At 36.8% G+C, this 15,550-nt stretch carries 15 protein-coding genes; all 15 read right to left on the bottom strand.

Annotated elements, in window-relative coordinates:
* Positions 1 to 28 precede the first annotated feature (28 nt).
* The 15 genes from ACJHYD_RS02935 to wcaM all read right to left on the bottom strand — a co-directional run bounded on the left by ACJHYD_RS02935 (position 29) and on the right by wcaM (position 15,547).
* Complete coding sequence (locus ACJHYD_RS02935; protein ID WP_000097983.1) at positions 29 to 1,453, bottom strand: mannose-1-phosphate guanylyltransferase/mannose-6-phosphate isomerase; 1,425 nt, start codon at positions 1,451 to 1,453, stop codon at positions 29 to 31.
* Positions 1,450 to 2,277, bottom strand: coding sequence for a UDP-Gal:alpha-D-GlcNAc-diphosphoundecaprenol beta-1,3-galactosyltransferase (wbbD, locus tag ACJHYD_RS02930; protein ID WP_001278665.1), 828 nt, complete (start codon positions 2,275 to 2,277; stop codon positions 1,450 to 1,452). Before wbbD ends, ACJHYD_RS02935 begins: the two co-directional genes overlap by 4 nt.
* The gene (locus ACJHYD_RS02925; RefSeq protein ID WP_001590296.1) at positions 2,267 to 3,379 is read right to left on the bottom strand and encodes a glycosyltransferase family 4 protein; all 1,113 of its coding nucleotides are present in this window, start codon (positions 3,377 to 3,379) and stop codon (positions 2,267 to 2,269) included. Before ACJHYD_RS02925 ends, wbbD begins: the two co-directional genes overlap by 11 nt.
* On the bottom strand, positions 3,376 to 4,551 hold the full coding sequence (wzy, locus tag ACJHYD_RS02920; RefSeq protein ID WP_001230642.1) for an O7 family O-antigen polymerase: 1,176 nt from the start codon (positions 4,549 to 4,551) through the stop codon (positions 3,376 to 3,378). The genes ACJHYD_RS02925 and wzy overlap by 4 nt, the downstream gene beginning before the upstream one ends.
* Positions 4,548 to 5,369, bottom strand: a complete 822-nt coding sequence (locus ACJHYD_RS02915; protein ID WP_001590297.1) for a hypothetical protein — start codon at positions 5,367 to 5,369, stop codon at positions 4,548 to 4,550. The genes wzy and ACJHYD_RS02915 overlap by 4 nt, the downstream gene beginning before the upstream one ends.
* Positions 5,369 to 6,115 carry a glycosyl transferase gene (locus ACJHYD_RS02910; RefSeq protein ID WP_000690820.1) on the bottom strand — a complete coding sequence of 249 codons (747 nt, stop codon included), beginning with the start codon at positions 6,113 to 6,115 and terminating at the stop codon, positions 5,369 to 5,371. Before ACJHYD_RS02910 ends, ACJHYD_RS02915 begins: the two co-directional genes overlap by 1 nt.
* On the bottom strand, positions 6,112 to 6,690 hold the full coding sequence (vioB, locus tag ACJHYD_RS02905) for a dTDP-4-amino-4,6-dideoxy-D-glucose acetyltransferase VioB (RefSeq protein WP_000323726.1): 579 nt from the start codon (positions 6,688 to 6,690) through the stop codon (positions 6,112 to 6,114). The genes ACJHYD_RS02910 and vioB overlap by 4 nt, the downstream gene beginning before the upstream one ends.
* A gap of 1 nt (position 6,691) precedes the next feature.
* A complete protein-coding gene (vioA, locus tag ACJHYD_RS02900; RefSeq protein WP_000998544.1) occupies positions 6,692 to 7,804 on the bottom strand; it encodes a dTDP-4-amino-4,6-dideoxy-D-glucose aminotransferase VioA in 1,113 nt (370 codons plus the stop codon).
* A 2-nt stretch (positions 7,805 to 7,806) separates the two neighbouring features.
* Complete coding sequence (gene wzx, locus ACJHYD_RS02895) at positions 7,807 to 9,237, bottom strand: O7 family O-antigen flippase (RefSeq protein ID WP_001590298.1); 1,431 nt, start codon at positions 9,235 to 9,237, stop codon at positions 7,807 to 7,809.
* A 3-nt stretch (positions 9,238 to 9,240) separates the two neighbouring features.
* Positions 9,241 to 9,786, bottom strand: coding sequence for a dTDP-4-dehydrorhamnose 3,5-epimerase (rfbC, locus tag ACJHYD_RS02890; protein ID WP_001100801.1), 546 nt, complete (start codon positions 9,784 to 9,786; stop codon positions 9,241 to 9,243).
* Positions 9,787 to 9,790: 4 nt separating this feature from the next.
* A complete protein-coding gene (rfbA, locus tag ACJHYD_RS02885) occupies positions 9,791 to 10,669 on the bottom strand; it encodes a glucose-1-phosphate thymidylyltransferase RfbA (RefSeq protein WP_000857508.1) in 879 nt (292 codons plus the stop codon).
* Between the two features lie 58 nt (positions 10,670 to 10,727).
* The gene (gene rfbD / locus ACJHYD_RS02880; protein WP_001023616.1) at positions 10,728 to 11,627 is read right to left on the bottom strand and encodes a dTDP-4-dehydrorhamnose reductase; all 900 of its coding nucleotides are present in this window, start codon (positions 11,625 to 11,627) and stop codon (positions 10,728 to 10,730) included.
* Positions 11,627 to 12,712, bottom strand: a complete 1,086-nt coding sequence (gene rfbB / locus ACJHYD_RS02875) for a dTDP-glucose 4,6-dehydratase (RefSeq protein ID WP_001590300.1) — start codon at positions 12,710 to 12,712, stop codon at positions 11,627 to 11,629. The genes rfbD and rfbB overlap by 1 nt, the downstream gene beginning before the upstream one ends.
* 372 nt (positions 12,713 to 13,084) lie before the next feature.
* Positions 13,085 to 13,978, bottom strand: a complete 894-nt coding sequence (gene galF, locus ACJHYD_RS02870; protein ID WP_001590301.1) for a UTP--glucose-1-phosphate uridylyltransferase GalF — start codon at positions 13,976 to 13,978, stop codon at positions 13,085 to 13,087.
* 174 nt (positions 13,979 to 14,152) lie between these two features.
* Entirely contained in the window at positions 14,153 to 15,547 is a 1,395-nt protein-coding gene (wcaM, locus tag ACJHYD_RS02865; RefSeq protein ID WP_033546875.1) for a colanic acid biosynthesis protein WcaM, read from the bottom strand.
* Between the last annotated feature and the right edge of the window lie 3 nt (positions 15,548 to 15,550).

The following is a 15,550-nucleotide window of genomic DNA, read 5'->3' as shown; positions in this document are numbered from 1 at the left end:
AGACTCTCTATTTCTAAGCTCTACCATATCAATCTTCAAATCGAAGGATATCATCATCAGCAAGATAAGAACCGGTCCAAACTTCTATTAACACAAGTGGTATTGTCCCAATATTTTCCAAACTATGCTTAATACCTGCAGGAATATATACAGACTCATTCTCTTTTAAAATTTTTATTTCTTCTGCAACTGTAACTTTAGCAATCCCCATTACAACAACCCAATGTTCCGCACGGTGATGATGCAATTGCAACGATAATTTTTCACTTGGATTAACTGTTATTCGTTTGACCTGATAGTGGTACTTTTCACTACTATCTATGGAGTCACATCGTCCCCATGACTTGAATACTTCCCTATGTTCTTTATGTTCTTTACGTCCTGACAAATCAAGATGCTGAACAATATTTTTTACATTTTGTACTGAATCACGTCTGGAAACCAGTAATGAATCTTTAGTATGAATAATAACAAGATCTTGAATACCAATAGTTGCTACCAATCCAGACTCAGTATAAATATAACTATTTTCTGTCTCGTGGCAAACGATGTCTCCCGTGATAACATTACCAGAGGAGTCTTTTTTCCCTAATTCCCAAAGCGAAGACCATGCTCCTACATCATTCCAACCGATATCCATTGTAGCAACTACAGCATCCTTTGTTTTCTCCATTACAGCATAATCAATAGACTCCTGTGGACAGTTCCGAAATATTTTATCGTCCAATCTAATAAAATCCATATCATAATGAATATTTTTAACAGTTTCCTGGCATACTTTAACTATGTCTGGTCGGTATAATGATAACTCTTGTAAGTAACGTTCAACACTAAACAAATACATACCACTATTCCAATAATACTCATCTTTTTCTATAAAGCTTTCTGCTGTTTTAAGATTAGGCTTTTCAACAAAAGTTCTAACTTCACTGACCTCATATATATCAGAATCAGATAACACTTTGCCTTTTTGTATATATCCATACCCCGTCTCAGGATGAGTAGGTTTAATACCAAAAGAAACCAAATTACCAGCTTCAGCGAAGGGAATAGCACTTTTTATTGTATTACAAAAAGTTTTGACTTTTTTTACGGAGTGATCGGCTGGAAGAACGAGCATAAGTGGATTTTCATTTGGATGCTTCATTTTTAAAATTAAAGCAGCAATACAAATAGCAGGTGCAGTATTGCGACCAGATGGTTCTAAAATAATATTATTATCTAATTTATTTAAGTGCCTGAGTTGTTCTGCAACAATAAATCTGTGTAATTCATTGCATATTACAACTGGAGAGGAAGTATTTAATGAGTCTAACCGAGATATTGTTGATTGCAGCATTGATATTGAGTCGGTTAGTTTTAAAAACTGCTTAGGATATTCCTCTCTAGATAGTGGCCATAACCTAGTACCATTACCACCACTTAATATAACCGGAATAAGAGGTGAGCTCATAAAAATCTCCTGATAACTTTTTTATATATATAGCCACGAAAACTAGTGGGAAGAAGTCTAACAAATATCCTTGTGATAATATTTATTATAAAGTCTTGATATGATATATAATTTGCACGATAAAAATGATACTGAGCTTTAATTTCTGAAATGGCATATTTTATTCCACCTCGTCTTTTTGCTGTTTCCTTTGAAAATCTCATATCAACTAAAACTTGTTGAATATTATCACCATTACATCCATTAGCTAAAGATTTCAACCAAAGGGCATAATCTTCATATAAGTACTCATTTCCATAACCACCGACGCGCATTATTTCACACTTTTTAAATGCAACTGCAGGGTGATTAAAAGGAGATCTGTTTTTTGAATATTTAAGTATAGAATTCCGACTTGGTACTTTTTTTATTATGCCCTTATCTCCTGGATTGAATTCGAACTCTTCAACCCAAGAGCTAAGAATATGAACATCACCATTCTTAGTCATAAAATCAAGTATACATTCGAATCGATTTGTTCTATTTATATCATCAGAATCAGCACGTATTACTAAATCATGCATACATTGATTCAACCCAAAATTTAACGCTGCCCCCAACCCCATATTTTTTTCAAGTGTGAAATCTTTTATATTTAAATATCTTCTCCAACTATCAATAACAGAATTGAGTTCAGATGTGACCTTACCATCACGAATAATAATAACTTCATCTGGGGCAACCGTATTTTTATAAATTGATTGTAAAGCCTCAGAGAGAAATAGGGGAGAATCCTTGATGTATATAGCCATCAAAACAGAAAACTTTGGAGTGTCATCTGACATCTTTACATATTTCCTTAAACATGTGCTGCAAAGTATTTATTTGTTTATTAGTAGAAAAGCGTGATAATTCATCTTCAAACAATTTTGGGTCAACTTTATATGAATAGCTTTTTAACATAGCATCACAAATTGAATCAATATCAGCATTTATGACAAATCCTGCTTTACCTATGATCTCAGGTAGAGCCCCGGTATTTGCTACAATTGATGGCTTATTGACACTCATAGCTTCCAATACAGGAATACCAAAACCTTCATATTTCCCTAGTAAGATAAGTGCACAACAATTTTCATAGTAGTCCCACTTATCTTCATCAGTGATATATCCTAATAATTGAACATGGTCATTTAATTTTAATTCATCAATCAAGTCCTGTAAAATTTTCTTAGCTCCATGATCACCCCCAGCAATTAATAATTTACAATTATCATTGACTAATTTTTTGAACTTTAGAAAAGCCTTTATCATCAAATCGTATTGTTTATCTTCATGCAAAGCACCCACCGAGAAAAAAAAAGGTTCACAATCATATTGGTGTATAGAGGATTTTTTAAAATCACCTAATATATTGTAAGTTACAATAACCTTATCGCTCTTGACATTAAGGGTATTGATAATATCATTTTTTGAATTATTGGACACTGTAGCGATTTTTTCCGATTTGTGAGCACACATATATGTGAAAAACTTTAGATACAATCTTTGTAGAAGACCAAATCTATTAGCCTTTCTAAATGGAAGCAAGTCATGAATAGTAATTATTGACTTACATTTAGCCCCCAAAAGAATCGGATTAATATTATTTGGGGAATAAATTATGTTATAGTTACGAAATTTAATCGGCATAAATATCTGTTCGTAAATAACACGCAAAAATTTCCCATTAATGCCTTTTACAGGATTATAGGTAATATTATTGTTTTCTGGAAAATTGAACAATTCTTTAACAGGGATATTAGCCTGGTGAACAACTATTATTTCGCAATCAATCCCATCGAATATTTCATTAATATTTTTTGCAATTAAATCTCTAAAGTATACTCCAACCCCATAATATTTTAATTCTGAAAAAGATAGTAAATTGAAAACTATTTTCGTCATAAAGGTTTTACTCTTTTAGTCCTAAGTGTGTACTTTAATAAAATAAATACTAAAAGCGAAAATATAACTGCTGTGAATTGGAATATCCAACCCGGAAATAAAAACACTAACCAAAACAACCATCTCATATTCATTGCATATAGGTCATTCGCAATAATTTTAGATAGCATTGTAAATAGAAAACACAGCAAAACAACCCATATGATGGGTAAAACGTATAAATCATTTTGAATAAAAATCCAACCAATTAACGATGGATTCACATTCCATGAGCTATCCAGAGATGGAGAAATATATCTGGCAAGCAAATCTGGAGTATTAATCTTATCATCAGCACTCCCTAATTTTTTAGCAATTATATAAATAAAATTTTCTTCAAAAAAATCAGTAGATTCTCCATTATTTTTTAAATTCTGAAGTTGATTAATATTATCTGTTATAAATGCAACGTGTGAAACTGTTTGAACTCTGCCAACAACCTTCATAAATTGTTGATTAAAAGAATCCGCATAATCAAAAAAAGTTAATTGCGTGCTGATAGCTTCGCCACTTCTGATAGAATTCTTAATCTGTTCTACAAATGGCAGAGCCAGAATAAAACATATTAATACTACCCCAGCTTTCCAATTTTTTTTGTTTTTCAATCGACGATCGATAAATGAGATTAAAATCAAAATGAAAAAATAAGATATCCAACCACGCTGAAGAAAAGAAATAATCCACAACATGATAATAATGGGCTTGTACTTACTTGTTTTAACATGTGTTAGAAATATTAAAACAAGTACATCAACATTCAGTAATACAAATAACGCTGAAATTACTCCGCCTCCGCGCTCATTATTACCGGCAACAAATAAGCCTGTATTAAATACGTATGTTATATATAATAATTCTAAACAAATTAAAAAAATGGCGATCGGTCTACTATTAGAATCAGCTAATTTTGTTGTAAGTGGTTTTATTTTTTCCAATCCATTATATAATACCGATAGAAATAATAAGCTAAGAGATATATAAATTAGAGATTGAATTATTACGACAGTTTCTGATTTAAACCCCATTAAATCGCCAATCAATAATTCACTGTTGTTTATAACTACAATTGTTGCAGCAATATTAAGCGTAAGAATTAGTAATGTGATTGGTGTCGTGTAAAAATTTTTCCTCATTTAATTATAATCTTCCTCTTGATTTTAGCCAATTGCTCGTTTAAAAAATTTAACACCTTTCCTTTCCATGTGGGAAAAATAGAAACAACAATTCCACTTTCACCAATCTTCCCTGATATGAAATGTTCCATGAAGACACATTGAGCTTTAATATTAATTCGTTGTTTATCATTATGTAACAATTTAGCTTGATACCAAACCGTATCTGTGTCTATATCAATTAAATGACTACGAATAAATTCTCTCAGTCTTGATTCAATCTGCATTCCCCATTTGGGGTCAATAATATCAATATCATTACTAAAAAAATATTTTGGAAGCTCATTGTAGCAACTAACAATTATTTTTGCAGATTTTTCATTTATTAGCATACAAAAGGAAGATATATAGCCATTCATATTATTCCAAGGGTTACTGTAACATATATTATTATAAGGATCTAAACGACCTGCCATTGTAGGCAATTCAGTTCTTTGAATTGTTGAATAATAACTCACAATTTTCCTTAAAAAGAATTTTGCATTATGTTTCAAGAACAATGTATCATTCAAAATGAGAATTGGTACTCCTGATGGTAATAATGAGCTATCTTCTAAAAAATCTATTCCTTCCTTATAGGCAGAAAACTCAAAAAGAGAATTTGTCCCGTTTTCGATATGAAATCCCTTCATTGTAATCTGTTCTACTACATGATTATTGGAAATCACAACACCATCTAGTTCATAATCTGGTAAATAATTATATAATTTATTAATTATGAATTCTGGCTTTAAAGTATAAGAACAGGCCACAATGCATAATTTTTTTTTACAATCCATTATAAATCATCCCAATTGATTGAAGGTGATAACAAAGAAGCCATACAATGAGTTGAAAGAGCGGGGATAGGTGAAAGAAGTCTAATTCTAAATATTTTAGTAAGTATCAAAAATAATTTGTAATCGTAAATAGCTAATTTTAGAATTATTTTTGTCCTATCAAAAACCCTGGCTTTCATAATATATGTTGCACATGTACTTGGTGCTATTTTCCAATGCCTACTCCCAGAATAAAATACAATAGTTTTTTTGTTTTTATTTTTTAATGAATCAAGATGTTCACAATATTCACTATATTTATCTGGATGATCATAAAGCGTTGCCATATCCCATCTTATATTTGATTTGACCAAGTTAAATATCTCATCAATCCATTTAGACTCATGCAAATAATCATTTTCTAAAAAATATATTAAATCATTTTTATCAATTTTTCCAACTCGACGATCTTCATCTACTAGTTTTACGCATTCACGCCATGCTTTGCGCTGATCTCCTCCATTGATTATGAATATCTTTTTATTATTCATATCGATATTTTCAAAGTGTTGATATAACGGATCTAAGGAAGCAACGTTTAATGATCCATCAAAAATAAAAGTAAATGCTATTTGGTCTTTATATTTAGATTCTTTTATTGTATTTATAAGATTTATAAAACAATTTTCATGACTAAACCACTCAGGCCGATTATTTTTAGTTGTCCGACTAATATCCGTATGCCGAAAATAAATATGAATCTTCACAGATTATCTCCAATAGCGCTTGGTTTAAATACAGATTCAAGCTCCAATAATTTCTTGCTTCTTTCAGATATTGGTTTAGCTGGTATACCTACATTTACCGTAAAAGCTTCACAATCCTCTTTGACTACAGAAAGAGCTCCAATTGCTGCACCCTCATGTAAAATAACATCCGGAAGAACAATACTTCCGCAACCTATGATAACATGTTTGCCTATAAATACAGTACCGCTATGTATATTCGTATATTCACTTGGAACTACTGGATTAGACATATAATTGCCAGAATAATCATCGTTACTGGAATATATTGAGACTCGAGATGAAATGTTTGCGTAGTCAGATATAGTTACTTTTCCTTTGCCAATAATTGAAGAATATACCGCTATATGAATATAATCGTGTATATCAATACCACCCTCTCCAGCTGAAAACACGCAAAAATCATCAATCCTTACATTATTCCCAATACTAATATTATCACACCCATAAAAAGATGCCTTATCTGATATTTTTACATTTTCTCCAACGCTTTTGAAGCCCATTTCTTTTAACTGTATTTCATCTAAATAGGCCATATCACATCTTACCCAATAATAATTTGGTTATTTTCACAACAATCTCTTCATTTAAATCTGTATATATTGGCAAGCATAGGACTTTATCAGCAACACTATTGGCTATTGGTAGATTATCAACGCTAGCTGAAATCAATCCTCGATACATAGGCATATTACTGATTAATGGATAAAAATACTTTCGAGATAGGATATTATTTTTCTTAAGTAATTCATATGCCTGATCACGACTCATATGAAAACCATCATCTATGAGTATAGGAAAATATGAATAGTTGCTATTTGCATTTATATTTCCTGGAAATATAGTAATACCCGGAGTCCCTTTCAGTAAATTCCGGTAAAGACTATCAATTATTTTTCGCTTAGATATTGAGCCCTCAATATGCTTTAACTGAACAAGTCCAAAGGCAGCATTAATTTCACTCATTTTGCCATTTATTCCTGGAGCTGTCACAGTCAGCTCGTCGGCGATACCAAAGTTTTTTAATCGATCTATACGTAACTTGGTTTTAGCATCAGGGCTAATTATTGCCCCACCTTCAAATGTATTGAAGACTTTCGTCGCATGGAAACTAAGAATTGATAAATCACCATAGTTAAGTAAACTTTGCCCTTTAAAATTTACACCGAATGCATGTGCTGCGTCGTAGATTACTTTCAATCCATAATTATCAGCTATTTTTTGAATTTCTTCGACTTCACAGGGTGTTGAGTAGCAATGGACAGGTAAAATTGCTGAAGTTTTTGGTGTAATAGCCTGTTCTATTTTTCTGTAATCAATATTATATCCATCATTTTCAATATCAACAAAGACAGGCGTAAGTCCATTCCATAAAATAGCATGTGAAGTTGCAACAAATGAATATGGTGTTGTTATTACCTCACCTGTTATTCTTAGGGCTTGTAATGCTGTGATCAATGCAATTGTTGCATTGTTAAAAAGCGAGATATGCTGCACACCCAAAAATTCACATAATTTTTCCTCGAGTTCTTGATGAAATGGTCCATTATTTGTCAACCATTTATTTTTCCATATTTTTTCCAGGTAAGGCATGAATTCTGCAAGTTCCGGCAAAGAAGGTTGCGTTACTGGAATAGTTTTATCGTTCATTTTCAGCCCTTATTTTTTATAAGAGAAATAATAGTCATAAATATTTCTTTGTACATAATTCGAATTAGTGTGATGTATATAATGGCATTTAATAAAATAGTAAATATTATATTTAATAAAGGTTCCATACTTATTTCATTTATAATATAGTTAGAACCTAACCCACTAATTAAACATAGACACCATATAGGTAGTAACTCTTTTAACTGCTTCCTTATTGTGATCGTTGATACTTTCTGGCTAAATAATCCATTTAAAAACCACGAAAGATATGAGTGTAAAACTAAACCAATCACCATTGCATTTATATTTATTTGCATCGTAATGACAAGAATAATTGTCATCAATGTCTTTTTTAGTATTTCCAAACGCAAAAAAAGATCACTTCGCCCATGAACCTGTAGGATATTAATATTTATTGCATGTATAGGATAAATCATAAATGCAATACAAAGTAGAAACAGAATATCAGATGTAAATTTCCACTCACTTCCTAATAATACAGAGACTAATGGCTTCGAGATTAAACCTATTCCTAATAGAATTGGAAAAACTACAACGCCTGCAATTTTAAGTGTGTTTAAATAAGCATCATCTATTTTCCCTTTGCCATTATAAATATTACAAAAAAGTGGATAAGTTACTCTCTGAATAATATTAGTAAGTGTCATTGCAGGTACGCTAGAGATCTGATTAGCCTGTGTAAATTGCCCTACAAGCTGTGGTGTAAAAAATTTCCCTATAATTAATTGATATATATTTGAATAAAAAGCTTCAAGTACTCCAGCAATTAGTAAGTTACTGCTAAATGAAAATAGCTTTTTGAATGTTTCATAGCAAAATTTCTCTTTTGGATACCATGGATTATAAATATTCAGTACAATACAATTTATGACACTATAGGATAACGATTGGAAAACCAATGTCCATACTCCATAACCCAAAGCAGCTAACGTTATCGCTATTACACTACTACTGGTAATAGCGATAAGTGAACTTTTAGCTTGGATCTTAAAATTCACGTCTACAGTGAGTTGAATCTTGGGGATTAAAGTTAGACCATTTGCTATAACTGTTAATGCTAAAATATCAAGTAAAGATTCCAGCAGAGGTATTTGATAGAATAAAGCAATATAAGAAGATAAACAATAAAGTACAATATATATTAGTATTGATAGACAAATATTAAATATAAATACTGTCGAATAATCTTTTTCAGTACGCTCCGATTTTCTAATTAATGCTGCACTAAATCCACTATCAATTAGAACCTGAGCTAATGATAGAAATAAAGTTAGCATACCAACATAACCAAAAGAGCTTGGTCCAAGAACCCTACCCAAATACAACATTAATAATAATTGTATGGCTTGCGTTCCTAGCCTTTCAATTGTGCTCCATAATAATCCTTGCCTGGCTAGTTTGTTATTCATCAATTAAACTTTCTCAAAAAGTTCTCTGAATGATGGTTGTTTCATGTCTTTCTCAGAGATTATCGCTTTTTTTTCTTTCCAATTAATAGCTAAATATTCATCATCCCATCTTATACCTTTTTCCATAGTTGCATTATAATAATTATTTGTTTTGTATAAAAAATGAGCGACTTCACTAATCACTTCAAAACCATGGGCGAATCCTTCTGGAATCCACAACTGTCGCTTGTTTTCAGCAGAAAGATTTACACCGACCCATTTGCCAAAAGTTTTAGAATCTTTCCTTATATCAACAACAACGTCATATACCTCACCTACTACACAGCGTACTAATTTTGCCTGTGAATAAGGTGGTAATTGAAAATGTAATCCTCTAATTACTCCTTTAGTAGACTTAGAATGGTTATCCTGAACAAATTCAACCTTCCGCCCCACAGCTTCTTCGAAAACTTTCTGATTGAAGCTTTCCATAAAAAAACCACGCTCATCCCCAAATACTTTTGGTTCAAATATTAATACATCAGGAATTTCAGTTTTAATTACGTTCATCTTATTAATAACCTTTAATCATTTTGAGCAGATACTGACCATAAGCATTTTTCTTCAACGGTTCGGCTAATACTTTTACCTGCTCAGCATCAATAAACCCTTTACGATAAGCAATTTCTTCCGGACAGGAAACCTTTAGTCCCTGGCGCTCTTCAATGGTGGCAATGAAGTTGCTTGCTTCAATAAGACTTTGATGCGTCCCTGTATCCAGCCATGCATAGCCACGCCCCATCATAGCGACAGACAAACGTCCTTGTTCCATATAAATACGGTTAATATCGGTAATTTCCAGTTCACCTCGGGCAGAAGGCTTAAGGTTTTTCGCCATTTCCACAACGTCATTGTCATAGAAATAAAGCCCAGTAACCGCATAGTTACTTTTTGGTTCCAGCGGTTTTTCTTCCAGGCTAATTGCAGTACCGTTATTATCAAACTCCACGACACCATAACGTTCAGGATCATTAACGTGATAAGCAAATACCGTTGCACCGCTTTCTTTGTTAACAGCAGCTTCCATTAATTTCGGCAAGTCGTGTCCATAGAAGATATTATCACCAAGCACAAGTGCACAATCATCGCCACCAATAAAGTCTTCACCAATGATAAACGCTTGCGCCAGGCCATCCGGACTCGGTTGTACTTTATACTGTAGATTAAGCCCCCACTGGCTCCCGTCCCCCAACAATTGTTGGAAACGCGGCGTATCCTGTGGCGTACTGATAATAAGAATATCGCGAATACCCGCTAACATAAGCGTTGAAAGCGGATAATAAATCATCGGCTTATCATAAATCGGCAGCAGTTGTTTACTTACTGCCATCGTCACAGGATAAAGACGAGTGCCGGAACCACCAGCCAGAATAATACCTTTACGCGTTTTCATTTCACCATTCCTTTTAATTCATCCCGCTCTGGCATCATGAGCGAGATGCAAAAATTTGTTAAATTGCCGTAGTCGTAAATAATTCGTTGAGCATTCGTTTCACACCCACCTGCCAGTCAGGCAAGACAAGCGCAAAGTTCTGCTGAAACTTTTCTGTATTGAGGCGAGAGTTATGGGGTCGACGGGCTGGTGTGGGATAGGCCGTTGTTGGCACGGCGTTAAGTTTGTTAAGAGCAAGGTTAATCCCTGCTTTGCGCGCTTCTTCAAATACCAGAGCGGCATAATCGTGCCAGGTTGTTGTACCGCCAGCAACCAGATGGTACAAACCAGCAACTTCTGGTTTGTCTACTGCTACGCGAATGGCATGAGCGGTGCAATCAGCCAGCAATTCGGCACCTGTTGGTGCGCCAAACTGATCGTTTATCACAGCCAGTTCTTCGCGCTCTTTTGCCAGACGCAACATTGTTTTGGCGAAGTTATTTCCTTTACCTGCATATACCCAGCTGGTACGGAAAATAATATGCTTCGCGCAATGTTTCTGTAACGCTTTTTCTCCGGCTAGTTTAGTTTCACCATAAACATTCAAAGGTGCTGTAGCATCCGTCTCCTGCCACGGTATTTCACCGGTTCCCGGAAATACGTAGTCAGTAGAGTAGTGAATAACCCAAGCGCCGACTTCATTGGCTGCTTTTGCAATCGCTTCGACACTTGTCGCGTTAAGTAATTGTGCAAATTCCGGTTCTGATTCCGCTTTGTCTACTGCAGTGTGAGCAGCCGCATTAACAATAACATCAGGGCGAATTTTTTTGACAGTTTCAGCTACACCTTCGGGATTACTAAAATCACCACAATAATCAGTGGAGTGAACATCAAGAGCAATCAGATTACCCAGCGGTGCCAGAGCACGCTGCAGTTCCCAACCTACCTGCCCTGTTTTGCCGAATAGGAGGATATTCATTAATGGCGGCCCTCATAGTTCTGTTCAATCCACGACTGATAAGCACCGCTTTTCACATTCTCAACCCAATTTGTATTAGCCAGATACCATTCCACCGTTTTACGAATACCGCTCTCAAACGTTTCTTGCGGTTTCCAGCCCAATTCGCGGCTAATTTTATCGGCATCAATTGCATAACGGCGATCATGCCCTGGGCGATCAGCAACATAGGTAATTTGCTCACGATAAGATTTCTCTTTCGGGACTATCTCATCCAACAAATCACAAATAGTGAACACTACGTCGATGTTTTTCTTTTCGTTGTGTCCACCAATGTTATAAGTTTCGCCCGCTTTACCTTCGGTTACGACGGTATATAACGCTCGAGCATGATCCTCTACATACAACCAGTCGCGGATCTGATCTCCTTTGCCATAAATAGGTAATGCCTTACCTTCCAGTGCATTAAGAATAACCAGTGGAATAAGCTTTTCCGGGAAATGATAAGGACCATAGTTGTTCGAGCAATTAGTCACAATGGTCGGTAAACCATAAGTACGTTTCCATGCGCGAACCAAATGATCGCTGGAAGCTTTAGAAGCAGAATATGGACTACTTGGCGCGTATGCTGTCGTTTCCGTAAATAGCGGCAACGTTTCATTGCTATTTACTTCATCCGGATGGGGTAAGTCACCATACACCTCATCAGTAGAAATATGATGAAAACGGAAGTTTTTTTTCTTTTCATCATCCAGACCAGACCAATAATTGCGCGCCGCTTCTAAAAGAACATAAGTACCCACAATATTGGTTTCAATAAATGCCGCAGGGCCAGTTATTGAGCGGTCAACGTGGCTCTCTGCTGCCAGGTGCATCACCGCGTCTGGCTGGTGCTGTGCGAAAATACGAGCCATCGCTTCGGCATCGCAGATATCTGCATGCTCAAATGAATAACGTTCAGAATCAGAAATTTCAGCGAGTGATTCCAGGTTTCCGGCGTATGTTAATTTATCGACATTAACAACACTATCTTGCGTATTATTTATTATGTGACGAACAACAGCAGAACCAATAAATCCTGCGCCACCAGTAACAAGTATCTTCACTTTTTTATTCCATATAGCCAGAGAGCATGCTGTGAAATAGACTGCTCCAGATTTGATTAATAGATGCATTAATGCACGCTACCGCCCCTGGCTTAACAGCTACCAGAGCACTGCGTACATTTCCACGATGTGACGAGCGTAACCCACTCGTGCCAAATCCGAAAAATTCAAACGCTAATTGTCTTACCAAACAGCTGTAGAAACAAGGAAAATCCTGGAAAAATTTGAACTATGATTGCAAGCTAACATGCTGTTTTTATTGTACTTATAAAAAAGACAACGGCAGTGAGATTCAATGAGCAAAACTTATGCTATGAATCTTCACTGCCGTTTTTAATTACTTACTGACCGACACTTCCAGTCAGGAATTTGTTACTCGCTTAACAGCTTCTCAATCCCTTTACGGAACTTCGCCCCTTCTTTCAGGTTGCGTAGTCCATACTTCACAAATGCCTGCATATACCCCATTTTTTTACCGCAGTCGTAGCTGTCACCTGTCATCAGCACGGCATCAACGGACTGTTTTTTCGCCAGTTCAGCGATGGCATCAGTCAGCTGAATACGCCCCCATGCACCAGGCTGAGTGCGTTCAAGTTCCGGCCAAATATCTGCAGAAAGCACATAGCGACCAACGGCCATGATGTCTGAGTCCAGCGTCTGCGGCTGATCCGGTTTTTCGATGAATTCAACAATGCGGCTGACTTTACCTTCGCGGTCCAGCGGCTCTTTGGTCTGGATGACAGAGTATTCAGAGAGGTCACCCGGCATACGTTTTGCCAGCACCTGGCTGCGGCCCGTTTCGTTGAAGCGCGCAATCATGGCAGCAAGGTTGTAGCGCAGCGGGTCGGCGCTGGCGTCGTCGATCACAACGTCTGGCAGCACCACGACAAATGGATTGTCACCAATGGCAGGTCGTGCACATAAAATGGAGTGGCCCAAACCTAAAGGTTCGCCCTGACGCACGTTCATAATTGTCACGCCCGGCGGGCAAATGGACTGTACTTCCGCCAGCAGTTGACGCTTCACGCGCTGTTCAAGGAGAGATTCTAATTCATAAGAGGTGTCGAAGTGGTTTTCGACCGCGTTCTTGGAAGCGTGAGTTACCAGGAGGATTTCTTTGATCCCTGCAGCCACAATCTCGTCAACGATGTACTGAATCATTGGCTTATCGACGATCGGTAGCATCTCTTTGGGAATCGCCTTAGTGGCAGGCAACATATGCATCCCAAGACCCGCTACAGGAATAACTGCTTTTAAATTCGTCATTATTTCATCCACCTGTAAAATGGTTGCTGAATTATAGCTTGTTCGATTTTTTTCGCCAGCATCAATTACCCTGAATTGATTACTGAATTACTTGTGATGTTACGCCGCTTCGTTGTGGATTGCAGTAGCATTGTTCCTAAGTATGGCTCCATTTTTCCAGGAATGGTCGCAAATCTACTCCCTCCGTTCTGGCAATCTAAAGTTAATCTTCTCCACATTAACAATATGGTGATTAATCCTGTCGATATCGACGGAGATTTGTCCTTTTTCATTCACCGCATGAACATTTGCAAGAGACAGCAGTGTTTCTTTTTTCGCCATAAAGACACCGCGTACGTCTTTGCGCATGTCGAAGTTCATGCTCAATGCGGGTCCAACAGAGGATTCCTGCATCACATTGATATTTCGCATAAAAAGGTGTTGCGGTTTATTGTGTAGCTCAAGCGACGCACGCTTCATCTCAATGTTAGTCAGCGCCACAAAGGAGACAGCATTCCCGGCGGAGATTTGGATGCCGCGCAATTTATAAGCAAGATGAGTATTATCCAGTTGAATATCATTCACTCGGAAATTCTGCGGTATCGAGAGATATTTGCCTTTAATTACCCCATAGCCAATTAACATCCCGGCACTATTAATCATTTCAATATTATCAATCACAAAGTTGTCACAACCATAAATAGCAACTGTGGCGTTATCAATACCTGCTTTCTTACTGAAATCCGGCGTGATATTACGAGCTTTGATATTACGGATAACAAAATGTTTACCATTTTCAACATGGATCAGTTGCCGACAATCTGATCCCGTGATATTCGCCACGACAAAGTTTTTCACTGCCTGGTTTTCCGGATAATTATTATCGTAGGTACTTCCCGCAAGGCCGATGCCAATGCCCCAGTTGATTTTGCCGTTAGTACAGTTGATGCGCTCGATCACATGGTCGGAGATCAAAATATCACTGTCGTTAATTGCCACGTTCCATTCAATGGCGTCGCCCTGTAAGTCGCTGAACTTACAATTGGTGATATTGGCACCGATAATCTGGTTATGAAATCCCTGGCGTAAGATGGCGTAGTTAGCGTGGCTAACGGTGAGGTTATCGATGGTCAGGTTGCGCATGACCCGTTTGTTTTTGCCGCCGATATAGATCTGCGTCACCGGGCCAAAGCCGCTCATCACCAGCCCTTTGATGGTGCAGTCAGAACCACGCACATCCAGGGTGATGTTATGTATACTGCCGCCCTCCCCCCCTGTCACCTTGCTGCCGTCCTGTAAGACAAATCGCCCTCTGCCGTTGCCGCGCAGGCTTCCAAGGATGTGTAACGTTTTACCTGCAGGAATGAAGATGCCGGTGTTGATATTGTCGCAAACCAATCCGGCGGGCACGACGACCGTTTGCCCTTCGCTGAAGGCTTGTTTAAATGAGGCGATCCAGTCGTGTGGGTTGTAGTCGTTAATGTTAACGCTTTGTCGGGCGGGAATTGCACGGGCAAAAGGGGTATGGAGGAAGGCAAGCGCCGAGCTTGCTGTCAGGAAGGTGCGTCGGGAGAGTTTTTTAAATGGCATACG

The organism is Escherichia sp. WS1368, assembly GCF_046487485.1.
Lineage (GTDB): Bacteria > Pseudomonadota > Gammaproteobacteria > Enterobacterales > Enterobacteriaceae > Escherichia > Escherichia coli.
Note: the sequence above shows the minus strand (reverse complement) of the source record. Positions and strands in the feature narration are given on the sequence as shown.

Coding starts and splice junctions, on each gene's coding strand:
- ACJHYD_RS02935 (WP_000097983.1), bottom strand. CDS start 1,453: ATGAGCTCACCTCTTATTCCGGTTATATTAAGTGGTGGTAATGGTACT.
- wbbD (WP_001278665.1), bottom strand. CDS start 2,277: ATGTCAGATGACACTCCAAAGTTTTCTGTTTTGATGGCTATATACATC.
- ACJHYD_RS02925 (WP_001590296.1), bottom strand. CDS start 3,379: ATGACGAAAATAGTTTTCAATTTACTATCTTTTTCAGAATTAAAATAT.
- wzy (WP_001230642.1), bottom strand. CDS start 4,551: ATGAGGAAAAATTTTTACACGACACCAATCACATTACTAATTCTTACG.
- ACJHYD_RS02915 (WP_001590297.1), bottom strand. CDS start 5,369: ATGGATTGTAAAAAAAAATTATGCATTGTGGCCTGTTCTTATACTTTA.
- vioB (WP_000323726.1), bottom strand. CDS start 6,690: ATGGCCTATTTAGATGAAATACAGTTAAAAGAAATGGGCTTCAAAAGC.
- vioA (WP_000998544.1), bottom strand. CDS start 7,804: ATGAACGATAAAACTATTCCAGTAACGCAACCTTCTTTGCCGGAACTT.
- wzx (WP_001590298.1), bottom strand. CDS start 9,237: ATGAATAACAAACTAGCCAGGCAAGGATTATTATGGAGCACAATTGAA.
- rfbC (WP_001100801.1), bottom strand. CDS start 9,786: ATGAACGTAATTAAAACTGAAATTCCTGATGTATTAATATTTGAACCA.
- rfbA (WP_000857508.1), bottom strand. CDS start 10,669: ATGAAAACGCGTAAAGGTATTATTCTGGCTGGTGGTTCCGGCACTCGT.
- rfbD (WP_001023616.1), bottom strand. CDS start 11,627: ATGAATATCCTCCTATTCGGCAAAACAGGGCAGGTAGGTTGGGAACTG.
- galF (WP_001590301.1), bottom strand. CDS start 13,978: ATGACGAATTTAAAAGCAGTTATTCCTGTAGCGGGTCTTGGGATGCAT.
- wcaM (WP_033546875.1), bottom strand. CDS start 15,547: ATGCCATTTAAAAAACTCTCCCGACGCACCTTCCTGACAGCAAGCTCG.